This window comes from Pseudohalioglobus lutimaris, from assembly GCF_002866825.1.
In the GTDB taxonomy this organism is placed as follows: Bacteria; Pseudomonadota; Gammaproteobacteria; order Pseudomonadales; family Halieaceae; genus Halioglobus; species Halioglobus lutimaris.
The window spans coordinates 184,643-205,578 of record NZ_PKUS01000005.1; the positions used below are offsets into that span (position 1 = coordinate 184,643).

The window sequence follows — 20,936 nt, forward strand, 5'->3', positions numbered from 1 at the left end:
GTTTGCAATGAGTAGTTTCCCAAAACACGAATTGGGCCAGACCCTGATGATGGCGCTGCGGGACTTTCAGCGCCGACTGGACGCGGATCTCGCCAAGCGCGGTGTGCGGGGTATCCGTTCGAGACATCGCAAGGTGTTTATGCACCTCGAGCGCAGCGGTGCCTGCCGCAGCGTTGATCTGGCAGAAAAAATAGGCGTGCGCCCGCAATCGATGATGAAGACGGTTCATGAGCTGGAAGAATTGGGGCTGGTGACGCGCTCGGCTGACCCCAGCGACTCGCGCGCGAAGCTGGTGGCATTCACGCCGCAGGGGCAGGCTTTTATCGATGAGTTAACCCGTTCTACCGAAATCGTCTGGGAGCAATATGCCGCCATGGTGGACGAGAACGAGCTTGAACAGGCAATGCGGTTGTTGTCCCGCCTGTCCGCGCCTGACGTACAGAGGGCTGCTTGATGACCCATAAGACAGCTTTTGTAACCGGTGCCAGCCGCGGAATTGGTGCAGAGTCTGCGGTCGCGCTGGCGCGCAGTGGCTACGATGTGGTGATTAGCGCACGGACTGCCGTCGAGGGTGAGGCCCACGACCACGTAGGTAAGCTGTCTGCGCTGCCCGGTAGTCTTGCGGCTACAGCCGAAGCCATTCGCAGGGAAGGGCGTAGAGTCTTATCCGTGCAAGCCGATATCCTCGATGAAAGTTCGATTGTCACTGCTGCTGAACAGGCACTGGATGAGTTTGGCGGCATAGACCTGTTGTTCAACAACGCCGTCTACCAGGGTGATGGCAACCTGGCCCCGGTGCTGGGTGTGGAGCGCACCCATCTCGAATCCATTATGCAGGGTAATTTTTACACGCCACTGGCGCTGGTCAAGGCGCTGCTGCCCGGCATGCTGCAGCGTGGAGAGGGCACCATCATCAACATGGTGTCCTACACTGCCTTTAACAACCCACCGGCTCCAGCCAATCGCGGTGGCTGGAGTTTTGCCTATCCGGCCTCCAAGGCTGCGCTGGCGAGAATGGCAGGTTCCCTGCGGGTGGAACATGCAGACAGTGGTCTGCGCTGCTTCAACCTCGAGCCGGGCACGGTGCTGACCGAAGTCATGAAAGCCGCCGGCATCACCGAGGACGTGCTCAAGCGTTTCCAGGCCTGCTCACCCGCTGCGATTGCCGCGGTTGTTGCCTGGCTCGCCGATAACCAGCCGCAACCTGATTGGGGCGCAGATGATGTGCTGCGTGGCCCTGCGATTGCCAAACAGCTCAAGCTGCTGGGTGTATCGTCTTTTCTGGAGAACCAAAATGGATAAAGTCCTGTTGGATAAACGCGATGGTTACGCCATCGTTACGCTCAACCGGCCCGATGAAATGAATGCGCTGTCACGCGAATTACGCGCCGATTTTGTAGCGGCTTTTGACGCCTGTACAGCGGACGAGGCGATCAGGGTAGTGATTCTCACCGGCAACGGCCGTGCCTTTTGTGCCGGCTTTGACCTCAAGGAATTGTCCTCCAGCAGCGAACAGGATGCCTCCCAGGAAGCAGATAACGTTATTGCCCGGGCGATGGAGCGATTTGATGGGCCGATTATCGGTGCCATTAACGGTCATGCCATTACCGGTGGCTTCGAGATGGCACTTGCATGCGACATTCTGCTCGCCTCCGAAGACGCACGCTTCGCCGACACCCACGCCCGCGTGGGCATGTTGCCCGGATGGGGCCTAAGCCAGAAGCTGCCGCGCCTTATCGGTTTGTCCCGTGCCAAGGAAATGTGTTTCACCGGTGCGCCAGTATTTGCTCAGCAGGCTTATGCATGGGGTCTGGTCAATCATGTGCTGGCGGTAGACGCATTGCTGCCCAGGGCGATAGAGATGGCCGAGAACATGTGCGCCTGCGTGCCTCACGTTCTTAAACAATACAAACCACTTATTGACCAGGGTTACAGCATGCCCCTGAACGAGGCGCTGGCGTGGGAAGAGGCCAAGGCCATTGAGTCGGCAAAACAGGCCTCGGCAGCGTTGATAGGCACGCGGCGTGAGGCGGTGCTGGCGCGTGGCAGGAGCGAAAAAAATGAAGGATAAAACAGCACTGGTAATGGGCGGCGGAGCCGGCACCGGCCGCGCCACGGCACTGGCATTTGCCCGCGGCGGCGCGCGCGTGGTGGTGGCGGATATCAGGGAAGCGGGCGCGCAGAAGACGCAGGCGCTTATCGAGGAAGCAGGCGGGGAGGCTGTCTCCGTTGTTGCCAATATGGCGTACGCGGATGATATACAGCGCGTTGTGGAAACCTGCAGGCAAGCTTATGGCGGCCTGCACCTGGTGTCCAACAATGCCGCCCAGGCGGCACCCAACAAGCCGTTGACGGAACTTGGCGAGGAGGAGTGGGACCGTTGCATGGGCGTCACCCTGAAGGGCGTCTGGCTATGCATGAAGTACCAGCTTCCCTTGATAGAGGCATCGGGCGGGGGTGCCATTGTCAATATAGCCTCCGTCTCTGGCATTCGCGGTGAAGTCTTTCAGTCTGCCTACGCCGCCGCCAAAGGGGGCGTGATCACGTTGACCAAGGCCGCTGCGGCGGAATATGCCCGCCGCGGGGTCAGGGTGAATACGGTGTGCCCCGGTGGTATTGAAACCGACGGCATGCGTTATTACCTGGAATCGATGCCCGAGATGCGTGAGCGTACGCTTAACGCCCATGCCATGGGGCGCCTGGCACAGCCAGAGGAGATCGCTGATGCGGTGGTTTACCTGTGTTCCGAGCAGGCGTCGTTTATCACCGGGCATGACCTGGTCGTAGATGGCGGTGTGTTGGTCCGTTCCAACGTGATAGAGACCTAGTTGAATGTACTTCGATACCGAATATTATCTGCGCGTACTCAGGCACGTCTGGTCGCTGAAGAGCTGGCGCGGACGCAATCGTATGTTGTTGCGGCTGTTGTTGCTGGTACCGCTAACCACGTTGTTTCACAGTGTCTGTTTCCTCCTGGACTATCTGCTGTTCCCACGGCTGTGGCGCCAGCAGGTGATCAAGCCGGTATTTATAGTCGGCCACGCGCGCAGTGGCTCCACCCTCTGTCATCGACTGATGGCGGCGGACGGTGAAACGTTCAGTTATTTTCTGTACTGGGAAACGTTTTTCCCGTCGCTGCTGCAGAAAAAAGTCATCCGTGCCCTGGGCTGGATCGATCAGCACTGGCTTGGCGGGCCGATCAGAAAGCGGCTGGAAGTGTGGGACGAAAAAATGTTCGGTTCGTCCCGGCATATCCACAATATGAGCCTGTGGACCTCGGAAGAAGACCAGTTCGTGATGCGCGCGGCATTTGTGACCCAGATGTGGGCACTGGATGTGCCGATGATTGATAAGCTGGATTTCTATCACCTCGACAGTATGCCGCGAAAACGCAGGCAGCGCTGGATGCGTCACTATCGAGAATGCGTCAAGCGTCAGCTGCTGCTCAATGGCGGACAGGGCACACACCTGAGCAAAAACCCGATGATGAGCGGCTGGGTGGAATCCTTGATCCAGACGTTTCCGGATGCGCGGGTGGCCGTGGTGATGCGCGACCCCGCCCAGTGCATACCCAGTGTGCTCAAACTCATGCAGTTCAGCTGGCGTGGTCGCGGCTGGAAGCACGACGACTACGCTGCCTCCATGCGCGAGTTGATCCAGATCTCCTTCGACACCTTTCGTGATCCGCGCAAGGTGCTGGCCAGACATCCGGAGACACCGCAGATCGTTGTCGACTACCGTCAGCTGACAACCCAACCGCGTGATACGGTACTGGCGATATACGCAGCGCTGGGCTTGACCGTAACGGCCGAGTTCGACCGCTACCTGCAGGAACAGGAAAGCAGGGAGCGCGGACATAAGACGCCTTTCGCGTACAGCATAGAAGAGTTTGCCGGTGACGGTCTGTCGCGGCAGCGAATCGAGACCGAGCTCGCCGATTTCTATGCAATCTATGACTGGCCCAGAGGAGAGCAGGCATGAGTGTATTGAAAGGACGTGTAGCGCTGGTCACAGGCGCCAGCCGCGGTATTGGCTACGCAATTGCACAGCGCTTTGCTGCGGAAGGCGCAGCAGTGGTGTTGTGTGCTTCACGCATGGGTGCTCATGGTGATCTGCAGGGTACGCTGGAAAGCGCAGTCGCAACGATCAAGGCAGGAGGCGGCAAAGCCGCGGCTGTAGCCTGTGACCTCAGTGACGCAAACGCACGCGCTGATCTCGTCAGTCGCGCCGGCCAGCCCTTCGGCCCGATTGACATCCTGGTTAACAATGCGGCGGCTTCCAAAATGCGACTGCCCAGCGAGTTGTCCACGGCGCAGCGCAATTTCATGTTCGACCTCAACGTCAATGCACCCATTGAACTGGCGCAGCAGGCTATTCCCGGCATGCGTGAACGCGGTGTGGGTTGGATACTGAACATCAGTTCGCGCACCTGCGAGCAACCGGTCGTGCCCTATCGCGACTCAGCCATGGCCGCACATGTTATTGCCGCATACGGTGCCACCAAGGCCGCGCTGAACCGCTACTCCGTCGGGCTCGCTCACGAACTCGCCGACCAGTGTATTTATGTCAATACACTGGCGCCGGAAAACATTGTGCTCACCTCGGGGGCCGAGTACGTGCGTGATATTGCCAGGCGCAGCCCGGATATGGCCGAGCCGGTGGAGATGATGGCGGAGGCCGCACTGGCGCTGTGCCACCGTCCTTTCGTCGGCCAGAATTGCTACAGCAGGCAGTTGCTGCACAGCCTTGGACTGAAGGTGAAATCCCTGGACGGCCAGCGTGAACTGGGCGACGCGTTTCTGCCCGCAGACCTGAATGCGACGGCTTGACCCAACACGATGCAAAATTACTGAGAAACCAGATATGACCAAGAACACCAACGCAGCGAAAGCGGCTTTGCGACAGGCCTGGGACGAGATGATCAACACCCTGCAGGAAGCGCGTGATGCCATAGATGACCCCGGGTTGATGCCACCGCCCGCCAGCGACCGTAACCTGGCAGAGGGCTATCGCTACCTGATGGGGTTCGTGCACAGTGCGGTGGAAAGGGCGTTTCACGACGACCCCCAGCGACCTCAGTTCCGCAACGCCTTGAGTCCGATAACGCGCGCCACGATCGATAATGCCGACGCCATTTATTTTTATGCCCACATAGACGGCCGTAACACCTATCGTATTCACGGGGAGGTTGGCGATTCCCGCCACTGGCGCGGAGAACCGGCGGTGACGGGTGAGCGCAAGGCACCACACTACCTCATTTTTGAGGTCAGTAGCGGGGGACTTTCCGGTGATACAGGAAACCTGCAGGAGCTGCGACCAGGCACCAGAACCCAGACCAGTATGCTGGATTGCTCGCGTATCGAGGTGAACGCAGACGGCAGCTTCGATATCTTGCTGGCGCCGGAAAAGCCCGCAGACTATACCGGCAATTTTATGTCGACCATGAAGGTGGTAAACCGGCCGCATCCGACGGACCCGGATATGCCGCCTGAGCGCTACGCCAGCTACATCAGCGGCCGCCAGCTTTTCGGCGACTGGGAATGCGAGGAAGCCATTCACATGGAGATAACCCCGCTGGGCGCGGAGGGGCTGCCTGCACCGGCCTTCAACGGTGCCAGCGCTGCGCAGCAACTGCGCGAGTGTGGTGACATTGTGCGGGGCCAGATGCACTTCTGGAACGCTTTCTGGGCGATTCCCATGGGAACCTACGGTGAACGCCCCGGCACGCTGCCGGGGATGGCGTTCAAGCGCAACGGCTTCAACAACATCAACGCAGCCTCCGGTGCCACCGGTGGCGGCATGAGCACCAACTTGTACGCCGGTGGGGTGTTTGAGCTGGAACCGGATGAAGCGCTGATTATAGAGAATCATATCAAGCAGCAACCGCATTACATTGGTTTTCAGTTGGCTAATCTCTGGGGCGAATCGCTGGAATACGCAAATCGGCTGGGCAGCCTCAATGGCAGCCAGACGCAGGTGGATGCAGACGGCGTCATTCGACTGGTGGTGGCGCACCGCGACCCCGGCGTACCCAATTGGCTGGACACCAGTGGTCAGCGCGAGGGGTTCCTCACGCCGCGCTGGGCCTACAGCGAGCGACCGGAAGAAGATCAGTGGCCAAGCATAAGCGCGAAGAAGGTGCGTTTCGATGAGATTCGTGAGCACCTGCCGGCGGCGACACCGGTGGTCAGTGAGGCACAGCGTCGCGAACAGGTGGCCATTCGTCAGCGCCATGTGCAGCGTCGCTTCAGGCAGTTCTGAGTTGCTGGTCTGGTCGCCCGCGCGCGGTGAACAGGTTCACATGCGGCCAACAACCCTGGCGAGGGCAGCAGCAAACTGCTGCCACGTTTTCAGGAGCTTGATAGATGGATAGTTCACGGCGCTACACCTGCGCCACTTTTATTGGTGGCATGCTTATCCCGTTGCTGATGGCGTCGCTACCTGCATTCTGTGCGGACCGTGGGCAATCCCAGATCGCTCGCGAGCCCGGGGCTTCGGGACAGCCCGTTCAACGCCTGCTGCCACTGCGCCATGCCGCCAATGCCCGGGATCTGGGAGGGTATGCAAACGCTGAAGGTCGTACGGTAAAGTGGGGCATGCTGTACCGCTCAGACAGCATAGCCAATCTGGATGCCAGGGACCTGGGCGTGTTGCATGAATTACAGCTGTCTGTGGTCACCGACTTTCGCAGCGTACAGGAAAGAGAGGGAGCCCGGGACAGACTGCCCCAGCAAGACCCTGCCATCGTTTACCGAACCGTAGCGGTAAACAATCCGGGTCTGGATGTGGCTGAGCTGGGGCGAAGAGTCTATGCCGGGGACATTACCAATGACGAATTGCTGGCGTTACTGGATCGACGTGCTTACGTGACCGACCCGGCCTTGCGCGCCGCCTGGGGTAACTGGTTGCGCAGTCTTGGCGAACCCGGTGCATTGCCGCAACTGTTCCACTGCACAGCGGGTAAAGACCGTACCGGTTTTGCTGCGGCGATCGTGTTGCTTGCGCTGGGTGTTCCTCGCGAGAGCGTGATGGACGACTTCTTGCTGAGCAATCACTTCCTGTCAGCGCGTATTGAAGAGGGCGTCGCCCGGATCCAGGCAAACACCAATGGCGGGCTTGATCCAGATGTCCTGGCACAGGTGATCGGCGTGAGCGCGAGCAGCCTGGAAGATGCGCTTACAGAAATGGCGTTACGTTACGGGTCCGTGGATGGCTATATACGTGACGGCCTGGGTATAGACGAGGCCACGCGGGTCCGGCTTCAGCAGGTGTTGTTGGAGTAACTCAGTCCGCGCAGTTTGAGCCCTGTTCGTCCATTGGCGTCAGTCGATGGATGCCATGTACGCTGCCGTCCGGGTTGATCGAGAAGTAGTCTGCACCGACGCGATAAACGGGACCGCAACGCTTCTTGCCTTCAGCACCAGGTAGCCCGCTGAGTATGACCACGCATCGCATTCCATCTTCTGCGTACCATTGACCGGTGACTGTCCCCGATCTCTCGCCGTTGGACCAGCGGTTAACCAGGCTGCCGTCGGCATACCAGGCGTTGCTGGCACGAGTGCCGGCGGCGTCCTGTACCTCGGCCTTGTCGCACACATCTGCAAAGCGCTGTTTTATGGCCGCAGTGGAAAGACGCACAGCGTTTTCTGGCTGCGCAGCAGCCAGCGGTGCAAGCAGCAGAAACACCAGTACGCAGGAGTTCTTACCAGGCCTTTTGCGGCATCTTGTGCTCATGGGTTCCTCCGCGGCAACCGGACTACAGCCAGTACTGCGCAAGTTCCGTCATGGCCCGTATTTTTTCCTCCAGTGGTTCAGAAGCCGGCTCCATGACGGCCCAGGGCATAAGCACAACACCTTTTACACCCAGCGCTGCAAGGCTGCTCAGGTAGTCGTCGCTGAGTGGTTCTGTGGCGATTACATACGCATTCGCCTCACCGGCAGACAGCTCGTGCAATGTGTTGAGTAGCGGTTTGAGCTCTTCGATTGGATGATTCATGCCGATCCAGCCGGCCTGTTTTGCCGCCCGCCTGATCGCCAGGGGAGAATTGCCGCCGATATAAATGGGTGGTGGCGTCGACGGGCGCGGTGCTATGCCCACGTCCCGGAACTGGTAGCACTGTCCGTCGTAACTGAACAGGTCCTGTCTCCATAAGCCTTGCATCACATCCAGTGACTCAACGAAGCGTTTGCCGCGGGTAGCCGGGTTGTGGCCCAGAAGCGCGATTTCATCGGTATTCCAGCCCGGCGTTATGCCCAGAGCAAAACGATTGTCGCTGAGATCGGCCAGGGCTGCGGTCTGCTTCGCCACGGAGAAGGGGTCGCGCATACCCATCACGTATGCGTAGGTCATGAAATGCAGTGTCTCGGTCACCGCGGCCATGGTGGCGGCGGTGGTCATCGGCTCGATATTGGGAATGGCCGGGTCATAGGGAATGCCCAGCATGGGGTGGCGGCTTTGCTGTACCCTGGGCAGGGCGACATGGTCGGACAGCGCCACACCGCTGTAGCCCAGTGCCTCGGCCTCCCGTGCGATGGTTTTGACCTCCGCGCCGCGGTTGGTTTCGTGAAACCATGCCAGCCAATATTCCATGCTATACCGTCCTGTGAAGTGTTTGCGAAGCACTGGATAGTACATCATGCCGTCTGAGCCCTGGGCTGATCACTTATACCGTCGTCACCCTATCGTGAACCGCGTATGGTGTTCCAGCTGTAAGCACTGAAGCTCGCAGCGTACGCACGAACTCAGGTGTTTCCAGGTGGGATGACCTCCCACTCCGGGGCCTCATACTCTCCGATCAGCCGAAATTCAACATGCTCCGTCTGTCGGGAGATAATCTCCTGGACACGTGGGTCGGGCTTGCCTTCCATCTCGTCGCGCAGGGCCTTTGATTCCCAGGTGGCGATGGCCAGTAGCACATCGGGCTCGCCGATCTTTCTATGCAGGCGAGTACCCTGGGCACCAGGGGCCTGCTGGATAATGGTACTCGCTTCTATCCAGCCCTCTGCATAGCGCTCTGGCGGGAACCCCGGTTTCATCCTGATCTCGAAAATAAAGTGCACGGTTTGAGCTCCTTTTTATCATGCTGGCGGTACCAGGCGACCCTGCGATAGATGGCTGGCCTGGGGGGCGTCCAGCTTGTAGTATCGCATGCTTCACTGGAAGCATACGCGCGGTGTCGCTCGACTGGCTGGGCTCAGCGGCCATGTCGCACAGTCGCTATTTATTGCAGGACCGAGGAGTAGATAAGAATGAAAACCCGATTTACCCAATTGCTTGGCATCGAAACCCCCATTGTTTGCGGCGGTATGATGCGCGTGGGCACAGCTGGGCTGGCTGCCGCTGCCTCTAACGCCGGCGCCCTGGGCGTAATGACAGCACTCACCCAACCGACCCCGGAGGGACTCACGGCTGAAATAGAAAAATGCCGCTCGCTCACAGACAAGCCGTTCGCCGTTAACCTCACCGTGGGTGTGGTGGCGACTGCGGTCAATTACGATGACTATGTCGATGCAATTATCGACAGCGGTGTGAAAATAGTAGAGACCGCGGGTCGCAGCCCTGAGCCGTTTATGGAGCGCTTCAAAGCCAATGGCATCAAGGTCATTCACAAATGCGTGGCGGTGCGTCATGCACTCAAAGCCGAGCGCATCGGCGTGGATGTTGTCAGCATTGACGGGTTTGAATGTGCCGGCCACCCGGGTGAACAGGATGTAGGCGGGCTGGTGCTGTTTCCCGCGGCGACCCAGGCGTTGAAGATTCCGGTCCTGGCCTCGGGTGGTATTGCTGACGGCCGTGGCCTCGTTGCCGCCCTGGCACTGGGCTGTGAGGGTATTAACATGGGCAGCCGTTTCATGGTGACCCAGGAAGCCCCGATCCATGAGGGCATCAAGCAGAAAATTGTGGAGATGGACGAAAACCAGACTCGACTGATTTTTCGCACCTACAAGAACACGGCGCGTGTCTACCGCAACGGTATTGCTGACAAGGTCGCCGAAATCGAGGCCGCTGGCGGCGAGTTCAGTGAAGTGCATCACCTGGTCTCCGGCGCTAACCAGGAGAAAGCCTGGTCCACGGGCGATATCGAAGCGGGGATGGTCACCGTGGGTATGTGTGGAGGCCTGATAAACGATATACCGACCTGTGAGGAACTGGTCAGGAATATCGTCGGAGAGGCCGAGAAGATCATCAATGACCGTTTCGCCAGGATAGTAGCTGGCTAGTTGACGCGAAAAGGGAATAACGGAGGTATCGGGCTAATGAAGATCCGCAGTCTTGAGGACATCGTTGCCATTGAACAGGCCAACCCGGACCCTTTTTCCAGCCTGACCTGTACCTACGACATGATCCGGGCCGGTGCCGAAATCAACCCTGGTGCCGTCGCGCTTTCTTTTTTCCTGAGAAGCGAGGACTTTGCCACGCCCGCCACATGGCGTTACAGCGAGTGGCTGGAGGAGATTACCCGCACAGCTAACATGCTGCGCAGACTCGGCGTGCAGCAAGGAGATGTGGTGGCCTACGTGCTGCCCAACCTGCCGGAAGCACACCTGGCTGTGTGGGGCGGCGAAACCGCCGGTATTGCCTTTGCAGTAAACACCCTGCTTGAAGGAGAGCAGATGGGGGAGTTACTGCGTGCGGCCGACACACGCTGGCTGATCACGCTGGGGCCTTACCCGGTCAGCGAGATCTGGGATCGCGTGGAGAGCGCACTGCGCTCCCCACAAGCGGCCGGCTTGAATCTGCAGGGCATTCTTGCGGTGAATGCGTTGCGCCATTTCCCGGGTAGCCCGGCCGGCAGCTGCAGCACTGACCGTGCTGCGGAGTTACCCGAAACCCTGGCTGGCGTGCCAGTGCACGACTTCCATGTTGAGCTATCGAAGGCGTCGGGCGAGGCTTTGGAGTTTGCCGCCCCGGAATCTGGAGATATCGCCTCCTATTTCTGCACGGGCGGCACCACCGGGCTTCCCAAGATTGCCATGCATACCCATCGCAATGAAACCGCCAACGTGGTGCAGCTTGCGGCGGCGGTGCCGGAACTGTTCCGGCCCGGTAAAACCTCGCTAACCTGCCTGCCCCTGTTTCACGTGAATGCGCAATTGGGTACCGGGCTTGCCGCGTTTGCCGCCGGCGCGCATTGCCTGTTGGGTCCGCCGGCCGGCTACCGGACGCCAGGGCTGATAGAGCGATTCTGGGAGGTGGTGGCCCATCATCAGGTCGCCTCCTTCTCCGGGGTGCCCACTGTCTATGCCGGCCTGTTGCAAGCGCCCATGGAGGGTCTGGATCTTTCCTGCCTGGACTATGCCGTCTGCGGCGCCGCTCCGATGCCGCTGGAGCTACTCAATACCTTCGAGCAAAAGACCGGGATGCGTATGTTGGAGGGCTATGGCCTCACCGAGTGTACTGCTGTGGCCTCGCTCACGCCGGCGCACGGCAAGTCCTGTAGCGGCTCTATTGGCCTGCGCCTGCCCTGGGAGAGCATGCGCACCCTGGTGCTGGACGAGGACGGGCGTTACATTCGCGATGCTGAAGTGGATGAGACTGGCGTCGTGGCGCTAAGCGGGCCCAATGTCTTTCCCGGCTATCTCAGTGATGCACATAACGCCTCGGCATGGATTGCGGTGCCCGGCCAGGGCAGTTGGCTCAATACAGGTGACCTGGGGCGCAGGGACGCGGACGGCTACTTCTGGCTCACCGGCCGCAAGAAAGAGCTGATTATTCGCGGCGGTCACAATATTGACCCCAAAGTGATTGAAGAAGCGCTGGCGGCGCATCCGGCCGTGGCACTGAGCGCCGCGGTGGGCCGCCCCGATGCGCATGCAGGTGAAGTGCCGGTGGCGTATGTGCAACTGAAACAGCCAGGCAGTGTTTCCGCGAGCGAATTGCAAGCCTTTGCCGCACAGCATATCCCTGAGCGTGCCGCCATTCCACGCCGCATTTACCTTATTGATTCGCTGCCGCAGACCGCGGTGGGAAAGACCTTCAAACCCGCGCTCAGCCTGCTCGAAGTGGAGTCGGTGGTGAGGGAAGAAGCTGAGGCAGCCGGTATTGCACTGGATACGCTTTGCGTTGAGCAGGATCCCCGTCTGGGTATAGTAGCGAAGTGTCGCGTGAACAACGACGACGTGCCGGCGTTGACGGCGAGCCTGGGTGCCTACACCTTTGCCAGTTCCATAGGGCCAGATTCCTGACCACTGATGCTGGCCATTTCACCGGGCCTAGGACAAACCCCTTACCGGCAGCAGTGCACCATGCACAGCCCGCGCGGCGGATGATGCCAGAAAACAGATCACCTCGGCCAGGTCATGCGGCGATACCCAACTGGAGAAATCTGCATCGGGCATGCCTTCGCGGTTGGGTGGTGTGTCTATGATACTGGGCAGCACCGCGTTGACGTTGATGTTCTGCGTACGCAGTTCATCAGCGAGGCTCTCGGTCAGTTTCATCACTGAGCCCTTGGCGCAGCAGTAGGCGCTCATCCCACCCTGGCCACTGAGGGCGCCCAGCGCGCCGATATTCACGATGGCCCCCGACCCCTGTGCCTGCATCAGCGGTACCGCACCCATGGTGGCATTGCGCATGGTTTCCACGTTGAGGCGAAACATCTGCTGCCATTGCTGCGAATCCGGGTCGGCAGCCTCGTCACCCATGGCGAATCCGCCGGCGATATTTAACAGCGCATCCACGTGGCCAAGTTGCCGGAAGCAGGCCAGCGTGGCGTCACGGTCTAGCAGGTCCAGACGCTGGTAGCTGTCGGTGTGGGGCAGGGCGTCCAGGTCCTGAATATCCAGGCCAGTTACGCGCGCGCCATATTCACGCGCTTTTTCCGCGGCGGCTTTGCCCAGGGTGCCGGCAGCGCCGGTAATAACGATGTGCATGTCCTTCAACATTTTTGCGATGGCTCCCATTAGTATGCGATGCTTCCATCTTACTATGGTTGCCTGGGCATTGGCCGACTTCTTTGGCAGTGTCCTCGTGCAGCGGGCGATTATTCTGACGACAATTCAAGGCGGGTCCCGTTATGTTCAATGCATTACTCATCTACAAATCGGAAGAACAACAGAGCGTTGCAATCAGCTCGCAGGAGCAACAGGCGCTCCCCGAGGGCGATGTACTGGTGCGCGTGGATTACTCGACTATCAACTACAAAGACGCTTTGGCAATTACCGGTGCTGCGCCAGTGGTCCGCAGTTTCCCCATGGTGCCGGGTATTGACCTGGCCGGTGTGGTAGAGGAGAGCTCGCACTCACGTTGGCAGGCCGGGGACAAGGTCGTTCTCAATGGCTGGGGTGTGGGCGAGGCGCACTGGGGTGGTCTGTCGCAGTATGCCCGGCTCAAAGGCGACTGGCTGGTGCCTCTGCCCGAAGCCTTCGACAGCCGCCAGGCCATGATCATTGGTACGGCGGGATACACAGCGGGTCTTTGCGTTAACGCACTGGTGGATCACGGGGTGTCACCAGAGGACGGCGAGATTCTGGTGACCGGCGCCAGCGGCGGCGTCGGCAGCATTGCTATCGCACTGCTGGCTGCGGCGGGTTACCAGGTAGTGGCGTCTACCGGCAAAGTCGCTGAAACAGAATACCTGCACGCATTGGGTGCCAGCGAGATCATTGACCGGGCGACGTTGTCTGCCTCCGGTAAACCCATGCAGAGAGAACGTTGGGCCGGCGTGGTAGATGCGGTGGGAGGCCATACGCTGGCCAATGCCTGCGCGCAAACGCGTTATCGCGGTGCGCTGGCGGCCTGTGGCCTGGCCGAGAGCATGGACTTCCCCACCAGCGTCGCTCCGTTTATCCTGCGCGGTGTCACCCTCTATGGCATCGACAGTGTGATGGCACCGCTGGCGCCCCGGGAGCGGGCCTGGGCGCGCCTGGCCCGTGACCTCAAGGCGCAAACCCTCGAGTCTGTAGCCACCGACATCACTCTGGCCCAGGCCCCGGATGTGGCAGCTGATGTGCTTGCCGGCAAGATTAAAGGGCGCCTGGTGGTAGACGTCAACGCCTGATCAGGCGAGTTCCACGGCCATGGCGGTGGCTTCGCCGCCGCCAATACAGATTCCCGCCACACCGCGGCGCAGGCCGCGATGTTTGAGCGCAGCGAGCAGAGTCACCAGTATTCTCGCCCCGGAAGCGCCGATAGGGTGACCCAGTGCGCAAGCACCGCCGTTCACATTGATCTTGTCATAGGGAATGGCGAGATCGTGCATGGCGATCATGGCGACTGCCGCAAAGGCCTCATTTACCTCGAACAGGTCAACATCGGCGACTTCCCAGCCCGCGGTAGACAGTGCCTTACGCATCGCCGGACCCGGAGCGGTCGGAAACAGTCCGGGTTCGTGAGCGTGGCTCCCGGTCGCAACCACTTTTGCACAAATCGACAGCCCCAGCTTTTCGGCAACGCTGGCCCGGGTTAATACCAGGGCAGCGGCGCCATCGGAAATGGACGATGAGTTGGCCGCGGTGATGGTGCCACCCTCGACAAAGGCGGGTTTGAGATGGGGAATCCTGTCTACTTTAGCTTTCCCAGGTTGCTCGTCAACGCTGATATCTTCCATGCCGCCACGCGTGGTGACGCTAACCGGCGCAATCTCTTCCTGAAAGGCACCGCCGGCGATGGCGGCGTTGGCGCGGGTCAGGCTCTCGATGGCGTAGGCGTCCTGCTCTTCGCGCGTAAAGCCATAGTTATGGGCGTTGTTCTCGGCGAATACGCCCATGGGCGTGCCTGACTCGTAAGCGTCCTCAAGACCGTCAAGGAACATTGAGTCGATGACCTGGTCATGGCCCGCGCGGGCGCCCTGTCGATGCCTGGCGAGCAGATAGGGTGCATTGCTCATGGACTCCATGCCTCCCGCAACAATGACGTCAGCGCTCCCGGCGGACAAGGCCTCGCAGGCCATGATTGCGGATTGCATGCCGGAGCCACACATCTTGTTTACCGTGGTGGCCTCCACCGACTGGGGCAGGCCTGCATCCAGTGCCGCCTGCCTGGCGGGAGCCTGGCCCAGACCCGCAGGGAGGACACAGCCCATGTAGATGCGGTCAATGTTCTCTGCACCGCCGCCCGCGCGCTCGACAGCGGCTTTTACCGCGACACTGCCGAGGGCGGTGGCGCTCACCGGTGACAGTGAGCCTAGCAGTCCGCCCATGGGCGTGCGTGCATAGGATGCAATAACAACAGGATCAGATGACATGTTTTTATCTCTCCATAGGTGTGTAATTAGAGATTACAGCGGCGCGTTATGTTGCGAACAGCGCCGTTCCACTATCCCTGAGCGCTTTAAATTCAAGCGCATTGCCCGAGGGGTCTGAGAAGAACATTGTACCTTGTTCTCCCGGTTCACCCTTGAATCGCCAGGTGAAAGGGTGTCAGTTTCAGCTAACGTCACCGTGCTGACTGTCCTGGTCTTGTTCGGCCAGGCAATCGAGGCCGCCCATTTCAAATTCGCGGCAAATCAAGGGGCGTTGTTCATAAATGGTGCACAGCATTGTGCTTCGGTCCAACGCTGCACACCACCCGTCGCTTAAACGGGACATACTCATTGCCCCCCATTTGTCTACGGTGATGAACTCTTCAGGTACACCCGTATCCGTAATCAGCAATACCTCCAGTCGGCAACAACTGGCCCTACAGGTTGCGCAGGTGACGCCAGGCTCAGGTATGCCGTTCACTTTTATTGTCATCGCCTCTCGCTATCGTTCGGTGTCTTTCCCTGCGATCAAGCCCGCCTCTATCCAGCCGGCTATCATGCTCATCAGGGCTTTGTGGTCTGCATTCGGGCCGCTGGAAGAGGCGAAGCCATGCGCTGCCTGTTCGAAGTGCCTGTAATTCACTGCCACGCCAGCGGCGCGCAGTTTTTCGGCAAAGGCGATGCCCTCGTCGCGCAGCGGATCGGCCTCAGCAGTAACCAGTAGCGTGGCTGGCAGGTGATCGATGTTATCGGCCTGCAAAGGGAAGGCGCCTTGTGAGCTGGCCGCCTGCTTTCCCAACTGACCCAGGTAGGTGTCCCAGAACCAGCGCATCAGGTCAGCGGTCAGTGGCTGACTCTTGGCGTGCTCCGTATAGGAAGCGTGCTCTGCCGCATAGTCGTCGACGGCGGGGTAGATCAGCAGCGCCCCGGCCACCTGCGCCCGCACGGTTTCGTTCAGGGCGAGACAGGCAGAGGCCGCCAGGTTTCCGCCGGCGCTGTCGCCAGCGATCACAAGTTTGCCATTGCAGGGGCCGAAGTCGTTGAGGTGTCCGGCTATCCAATTCACGGCGGCCAGGCAGTCCTCAGCTGCAGCGGGAAAGACATGCTCCGGTGCCAGTCGGTAATCCACGGCAATTACCGTGCAGCTGGTTTTATCGCTGAGTTCAAGGCAGAAGGGGTGATGTGTTTCCAGGCCCCCCAGCACCCAGCCGCCACCGTGAAAGAAGACGATCAACGGCTTGTCGGCGCCGCCGCCGGCGTTATACAGGCGGCCATGGATGGGGCCGGCGGGGGAGGGTATGGACAGTCCGCCCCAGTGAATGTCACTGCTGTGGCCTCTCCAGCTGCGGGCGCTGATAATCCGGTAGTAGCGCCTCAGTAACCAGGCTTTTAATTGTTGAAACATTCGGCTTTATCTCCCGTGAGCACCCCGTGAAGGGGCGAGTTAAACCTGGAATTTGTTGCCGCCGGCAAGGTCGCCGCGGGTGGCTTGCTGACCGTAGTGGGTGAAGGCGTCTTGCACAGCGTCCATCTGTTCTGTGTCCAGAAGAACCGGGCCACCGATGGACAGCGTGCCCCAGTAACAGTGTGCCTGCTCCTCGACCAACTCCGCCAGCTTCAGCGCTGCTGCCAGGTCTCTGCCGGTGGCTAGCTGACCATGATTGGCCAGCAGGCAGGCCATGCTCTCTGACAGCGCCTGCAGGGCTGTTGCAGACAATTCATCGCTTCCGAAAGTGGCGTAGTCTGCCAGCGGAATGCTATCGCTGCCAGCGGCCGCTACCATGTAGTGCATCGCGGGTATCGCCCTGCGGGCGCAGGCAAGAATAGTGGCGAAGGGTGAGTGGCAGTGCACCACGGCGGCGGTGCCGGCCTTGTGGCGATACACGTCAGCGTGCATTTTCCATTCACTCGATGGCGTTAGCTGATTCGGATCTACCTCGCCGTCCAGTGCCATGTGCACAATGTGTTCTGCTTGCAGCAGCTCTGCTGCGACCCCGGTGGGGGTTATGAGCATGCCGTTCTCGGTCGCCACTGACACATTGCCGGAAGTGCCCTTGTTAAGGTTTTTCGCGCCTAATGCCTTCAGTGTGTCCACCACTGATTGCCGACTCTCTGTATTGTTGCTGTACACGTTCATCTTTTCAATTTCCTGAAATAGACGCAGGCCAATGCCGCTGAACGCCATGTCGTCTTTCTGGTTCACAGTGCCAGCGGTGAGCATAGCAGATACGCTGCTGCGAAGCGGTGGCTGTCAATGTGGCGACAAGACGACAGCCGGGTGACAACTACGGTGCGGTCTAATGGTCTATAATTTGCAGCATGCAACCGCTACACCGCTTTATTAGAGTCTATTTTTTCCTGCTGCTTTGCCTGGCTTCACAGGCGTGGGCAGCCGACACACAAACGGTTTACCGCACGGTGGATGAAAACGGAGTAGTGAGCTTTTCCGACACGCCGCCCGCAGGAGATCAGCCGGCAGAGGCGTTGACCCTGGAGGTGCCCACTGCGCAGGACCCCGAGGTCTACCTGCAGAACCTGGAAGCGATGCGCGAATCTACCGATCGCATGGTGGAGGACCGCCAGAGCCGTGAGAAGCACCGTGCGGAGATGCGCGAACTGGCCGCACGCTCGCAGCCCCAGCCCACTGAGGCGCCGCAGAACCTGGTGGACCAGTACAGTACGGGTTGGTACGGCAGCTACAATGGCGGGCATCACTACATTCCTGGTCGCCCACCCTGGCGACCGGGTTACCGGCCCAGGCCGGAGCACCCAGTCCATCGGCCGCCCGTCAGGCCAATGCCTGTTGAGTCCACCCAGAAAAATTCGCAGTTGATGAGACCCATAATTCCTCGAGCACGTTAGCCTGATTATTCGCTATGCAGGTAACCGCCATCCACGATCAGCGTCTCACCGTCAATGAACGAGGCGCGGTCTGACGACAGGAACATGACAGCGTCCGCTATTTCCCCGGGCTGGCCCCAGCGCTGCAGGGCTGTGCGCCGCACCACGGCATCATAGGCTTCCTGCATGTTCTTTACCGGCGCTGTGAGGCGAGTATCTGTGTAGCCCGCGGTCACGCAGTTACTGCGAATACCCAGCGGTCCCCATAGTTTTGCCTGGGTCCTGGCCAGTTGCACCATGCCGGCCTTGCCGGCGCCGTAGCCCGGAACCCAGGGCGCGGCCATAAACGAGGTCAGGGAACTGATGCCCACTACACTGGCACCGCCGGGCAGGGTGCTGGCGCTGAGCATCTCCAGGCAGGCCTCAGACAGGTGGTGGCCGGAGAGCAGGTGCACGCGCACCATTTCCTCAAACACGGACTCGACGGAGTCCTGTGGTCCTGCAAATTTAGCGTTGCCGGCGTTGTTGACGAGTACGTCCAGTCCGTCGAGGCTTGCCGCTACGGCCTTGATTTCCGCGTTGTCGGTAACCCGCAATTGCCGGTACTCGAAGCGGGCGAGGTCCTCGTCATAGGCATCCCCGCCCTCGCGGGTCCCGGTGATCGTGACGTGTGCGCCAGCGTCGGCAAAACCACGGGCGGTGGCCAGGCCGATACCGCTGGTGCCGCCGGTAATCAGCACCCGGGCACCGGTGAAATTGAAGGTCGCTGTTGCAGTGCTCATGGTGTTGTCTCCGCTGTTGCCAGAAAAAGGCGTGAGGTATGAGTGTTCAGTGCTGGCAGTCCACCATTACTTTCACTGCCTGGTCGGCTTGCTGTGCCTGGGCAAAGGCTTCCTTGAAACGGGACAGGGGAAAGCGGTGGCTGATCAGGGGGCGGACATCGATGGTCCCGGAGAGCAGCATATCAATCACCTCGGGAAATTCGTCGGGATAGGCCATGGATGCGGTGATCTGTAATTCCCTGATCAGGAAGTTGGTCATATCGAACTCAACCGGTGCAAAATGCACTCCAACAACGACAATACGCGCGCCTTTGCGCGCTGTGGTGGTGATGTCCTGCAACACTGCGCCTACGCCGGTGGCCTCTATGTAAACATCTGTACCGGGTTGTTCGCCCAGCATGGGGTTGTTGGTGATCACATCGTGCGTCGCACGCAGTTGTGCTGCCAGGCCATCCCGGCCAGCGTGCAATGCGGTGAAGCCGAGCTCCCGTGCCACCTGCAGTCGGCGTTCTGAAAGGTCCACCAACACTACCTGCTCAGCGCCAAGGTGGCGAGCACCGATGGCCGAGGCAAGTCCCACCGGCCCTGCGCCCAGCACGGCCACCTTGTCACCGGGGCGGATACGACCCTGGCGAGCGGCATGCATACCCACCGCGAGCGGTTCGATCAGGGCGCCGGTTTCAAAGTCCAGTGCGTCGGGCAATTTAAGCAGGCCTTGCGCAGCTGTGGTCGCGCCGCGATACACAATGTGGGAGGCGAACGCGCCCTGTACGCCGCCGCTGCCAATAGCGTTGTCACCGCGGTCGGGGTTGACCACCACGCGGTCACCTGCCTGGTAGTTGCTGACGTTGATGCCCGTCTCGACCACGGTGCCGGCAAATTCATGACCCAGCGCGAAGGGGCTGGCAGCACCGGGAATTCCACCGATTCTGGCGTAGGCGAGGTCAGAACCACAGATGCCGCAACGGGCGACCTGCACCAGCACGTCATCGGCGCCTACGGCAGGCATTTCTACCTGGTCCAGCTCTATGTGATCAGGCGCGTGGATGCGCGCCTGGGGCATGCTACTCATGGTTGGCCTTCCAGTTTTTGTAGTTTTGGCATCTGTCCATGTCCGGAGGAAAATAATACGGCCGTTCCCAATTGTGCGCCATGTCGTTTCTGTGTAGCGTGTCCGGCGCGCGGGAAAAACGCACCCGGGTTCGATTAGGTGCACTGGACGATTAACGCAGGGGGACATACACGATGCAATCAGCTCGTTGGCGACAGGCTGCCCGGCTGCGGGCACGCGCATGAGTCCGCTTTGGACCTGCCCCCTTTGCGGGGAGCCACTGCGGCCGGAGGGTAAGGCGCTGCAATGTCCTGCCCGCCACTCCTTCGATTATGCGCGTGAACGCTACGTCAATCTGCTAGCCACCCATCGCAGGCACAGCCGCGAGCCGGGTGATAGTCGCGAAATGATTGACGCCCGACGCAGGGTTCACGGCGCAGACGTTTACCGGCCTCTATTAGAGGCATTGGTCGCAACCTTGCAACCTGTGCTCGGTGTGGGGGACAGCCTACTGGATCTCGGCTGTGGCGAGGGCTATTACAGTCACGGTGTGACGACGGCCTTACCCCGGGTCCGCCTGTACGGCGTGGACATTGCGAAACCAGCAGTGCGCCTTGCGGCCAAAGCCTGCCCACAGGGCGAGTTTGCTGTGGCCAGCGCGTTTGACCTGCCGCTTCCCGAAGCGAGTATGCAGGCGATATTCAGCGTGTTTGCCCCGGCCAGCGACGCGGAATTGCTGCGCTTGCTCAAGCAGGGCGGGTACTACCTGAAAGTGATGCCCGGTGCTGATCATCTCTGGGAGCTGCGACAGTTGCTCTACGATGCGCCACGGCGCCACGATCGGGCACAGGTGGATCTGGCGGGTTTTGAAAGCGTTGCGCACAGACCGGTGCAGTTTGCGCTCAATCTGCAGGGGGCGCTGTTGCACGACCTGGTCGCCATGACCCCCTATGCCTACGGTGGGCAGCGTGAGAACAAGGCCCGGCTGCTCGAGCTGGAAAGCCTGCAGGTCCAGGCCGACTTTGTCCTCAGCCTCTATCGTCGCGGCGATTAGTCCCACCATTTAAGGCGTTGCCCGGC

Annotated in this window: 23 protein-coding genes; 13 read left to right on the plus strand and 10 right to left on the minus strand. The window is 60.1% G+C overall.

The features are described from left to right. Positions 1–7 precede the first annotated feature (7 nt). The 8 genes from C0039_RS06725 to C0039_RS06760 all read left to right on the plus strand — a co-directional run bounded on the left by C0039_RS06725 (position 8) and on the right by C0039_RS06760 (position 7,283). Positions 8–454 (plus strand): MarR family winged helix-turn-helix transcriptional regulator, encoded by a 447-nt coding sequence (locus C0039_RS06725; RefSeq protein ID WP_076001741.1) that lies wholly within the window; start codon positions 8–10, stop codon positions 452–454. Further along, positions 454–1,302 (plus strand): SDR family NAD(P)-dependent oxidoreductase, encoded by an 849-nt coding sequence (locus C0039_RS06730; RefSeq protein ID WP_101517634.1) that lies wholly within the window; start codon positions 454–456, stop codon positions 1,300–1,302. The genes C0039_RS06725 and C0039_RS06730 overlap by 1 nt, the downstream gene beginning before the upstream one ends. Beyond that, entirely contained in the window at positions 1,295–2,071 is a 777-nt protein-coding gene (locus tag C0039_RS06735; protein ID WP_076001739.1) for an enoyl-CoA hydratase, read from the plus strand. Before C0039_RS06730 ends, C0039_RS06735 begins: the two co-directional genes overlap by 8 nt. Then, on the plus strand, positions 2,061–2,828 hold the full coding sequence (locus C0039_RS06740) for a glucose 1-dehydrogenase (RefSeq protein WP_076001738.1): 768 nt from the start codon (positions 2,061–2,063) through the stop codon (positions 2,826–2,828). The genes C0039_RS06735 and C0039_RS06740 overlap by 11 nt, the downstream gene beginning before the upstream one ends. Before the next feature lie 4 nt (positions 2,829–2,832). Then, entirely contained in the window at positions 2,833–3,981 is a 1,149-nt protein-coding gene (locus C0039_RS06745) for a sulfotransferase family protein (protein WP_076001737.1), read from the plus strand. Continuing rightward, on the plus strand, positions 3,978–4,829 hold the full coding sequence (locus C0039_RS06750) for an SDR family NAD(P)-dependent oxidoreductase (protein ID WP_076001736.1): 852 nt from the start codon (positions 3,978–3,980) through the stop codon (positions 4,827–4,829). The genes C0039_RS06745 and C0039_RS06750 overlap by 4 nt, the downstream gene beginning before the upstream one ends. Before the next feature lie 34 nt (positions 4,830–4,863). After that, positions 4,864–6,261, plus strand: a complete 1,398-nt coding sequence (locus tag C0039_RS06755; RefSeq protein ID WP_076001735.1) for a hypothetical protein — start codon at positions 4,864–4,866, stop codon at positions 6,259–6,261. Between the two features lie 104 nt (positions 6,262–6,365). After that, positions 6,366–7,283 (plus strand): tyrosine-protein phosphatase, encoded by a 918-nt coding sequence (locus tag C0039_RS06760; RefSeq protein WP_076001734.1) that lies wholly within the window; start codon positions 6,366–6,368, stop codon positions 7,281–7,283. Between the two features lies 1 nt (position 7,284). On the opposite strand, the gene C0039_RS06765 is transcribed toward C0039_RS06760, so the two are convergent. The 3 genes from C0039_RS06765 to C0039_RS06775 form a co-directional block, all read right to left on the minus strand. After that, positions 7,285–7,734, minus strand: coding sequence for a hypothetical protein (locus C0039_RS06765; protein ID WP_101517635.1), 450 nt, complete (start codon positions 7,732–7,734; stop codon positions 7,285–7,287). 22 nt (positions 7,735–7,756) lie between these two features. Beyond that, entirely contained in the window at positions 7,757–8,590 is an 834-nt protein-coding gene (locus C0039_RS06770; protein WP_165787053.1) for a TIGR03619 family F420-dependent LLM class oxidoreductase, read from the minus strand. Positions 8,591–8,742: 152 nt separating this feature from the next. Next, entirely contained in the window at positions 8,743–9,060 is a 318-nt protein-coding gene (locus C0039_RS06775) for an antibiotic biosynthesis monooxygenase family protein (RefSeq protein ID WP_101517637.1), read from the minus strand. Positions 9,061–9,249: 189 nt separating this feature from the next. Here C0039_RS06775 and C0039_RS06780 point away from each other — a divergent pair, with 189 nt between their 5' ends. Together C0039_RS06780 and C0039_RS06785 are read left to right on the plus strand one after the other, a co-directional pair. Further along, positions 9,250–10,221 (plus strand): NAD(P)H-dependent flavin oxidoreductase, encoded by a 972-nt coding sequence (locus tag C0039_RS06780; RefSeq protein ID WP_101517638.1) that lies wholly within the window; start codon positions 9,250–9,252, stop codon positions 10,219–10,221. 36 nt (positions 10,222–10,257) lie between these two features. Beyond that, positions 10,258–12,186 (plus strand): acyl-CoA synthetase, encoded by a 1,929-nt coding sequence (locus C0039_RS06785; protein ID WP_101517639.1) that lies wholly within the window; start codon positions 10,258–10,260, stop codon positions 12,184–12,186. Between the two features lie 27 nt (positions 12,187–12,213). Here C0039_RS06785 and C0039_RS06790 read toward each other — a convergent pair whose 3' ends face one another. Beyond that, the gene (locus tag C0039_RS06790; protein WP_207796386.1) at positions 12,214–12,885 is read right to left on the minus strand and encodes an SDR family NAD(P)-dependent oxidoreductase; all 672 of its coding nucleotides are present in this window, start codon (positions 12,883–12,885) and stop codon (positions 12,214–12,216) included. Between the two features lie 131 nt (positions 12,886–13,016). Here C0039_RS06790 and acuI point away from each other — a divergent pair, with 131 nt between their 5' ends. Next, a complete protein-coding gene (gene acuI / locus C0039_RS06795) occupies positions 13,017–14,000 on the plus strand; it encodes an acrylyl-CoA reductase (NADPH) (protein WP_101517640.1) in 984 nt (327 codons plus the stop codon). Here acuI and C0039_RS06800 read toward each other — a convergent pair whose 3' ends face one another. The 4 genes from C0039_RS06800 to C0039_RS06820 all read right to left on the minus strand — a co-directional run bounded on the left by C0039_RS06800 (position 14,001) and on the right by C0039_RS06820 (position 17,403). Beyond that, positions 14,001–15,185: an acetyl-CoA C-acyltransferase gene (locus tag C0039_RS06800; RefSeq protein WP_101517641.1), complete on the minus strand. Its 1,185-nt coding sequence runs from the start codon at positions 15,183–15,185 to the stop codon at positions 14,001–14,003. Positions 15,186–15,366: 181 nt separating this feature from the next. Next, on the minus strand, positions 15,367–15,675 hold the full coding sequence (locus tag C0039_RS06810; RefSeq protein WP_101517642.1) for a YkgJ family cysteine cluster protein: 309 nt from the start codon (positions 15,673–15,675) through the stop codon (positions 15,367–15,369). A gap of 9 nt (positions 15,676–15,684) precedes the next feature. Next, on the minus strand, positions 15,685–16,587 hold the full coding sequence (locus C0039_RS06815; RefSeq protein WP_101517643.1) for an alpha/beta hydrolase: 903 nt from the start codon (positions 16,585–16,587) through the stop codon (positions 15,685–15,687). Between the two features lie 39 nt (positions 16,588–16,626). Beyond that, complete coding sequence (locus tag C0039_RS06820) at positions 16,627–17,403, minus strand: class II aldolase/adducin family protein (protein WP_243391569.1); 777 nt, start codon at positions 17,401–17,403, stop codon at positions 16,627–16,629. Between the two features lie 98 nt (positions 17,404–17,501). On the opposite strand from C0039_RS06820, the gene C0039_RS06825 reads away from it, so the two are divergent. Continuing rightward, the gene (locus C0039_RS06825) at positions 17,502–18,044 is read left to right on the plus strand and encodes a DUF4124 domain-containing protein (protein ID WP_101517644.1); all 543 of its coding nucleotides are present in this window, start codon (positions 17,502–17,504) and stop codon (positions 18,042–18,044) included. A gap of 5 nt (positions 18,045–18,049) precedes the next feature. On the opposite strand, the gene C0039_RS06830 is transcribed toward C0039_RS06825, so the two are convergent. Then, a complete protein-coding gene (locus C0039_RS06830) occupies positions 18,050–18,805 on the minus strand; it encodes an SDR family NAD(P)-dependent oxidoreductase (protein WP_076001724.1) in 756 nt (251 codons plus the stop codon). 46 nt (positions 18,806–18,851) lie between these two features. Then, entirely contained in the window at positions 18,852–19,877 is a 1,026-nt protein-coding gene (locus C0039_RS06835; RefSeq protein ID WP_165787054.1) for a zinc-dependent alcohol dehydrogenase, read from the minus strand. Positions 19,878–20,097: 220 nt separating this feature from the next. On the opposite strand from C0039_RS06835, the gene C0039_RS06840 reads away from it, so the two are divergent. Next, positions 20,098–20,910: a putative RNA methyltransferase gene (locus C0039_RS06840; protein ID WP_076001723.1), complete on the plus strand. Its 813-nt coding sequence runs from the start codon at positions 20,098–20,100 to the stop codon at positions 20,908–20,910. Positions 20,911–20,936 lie beyond the last annotated feature (26 nt).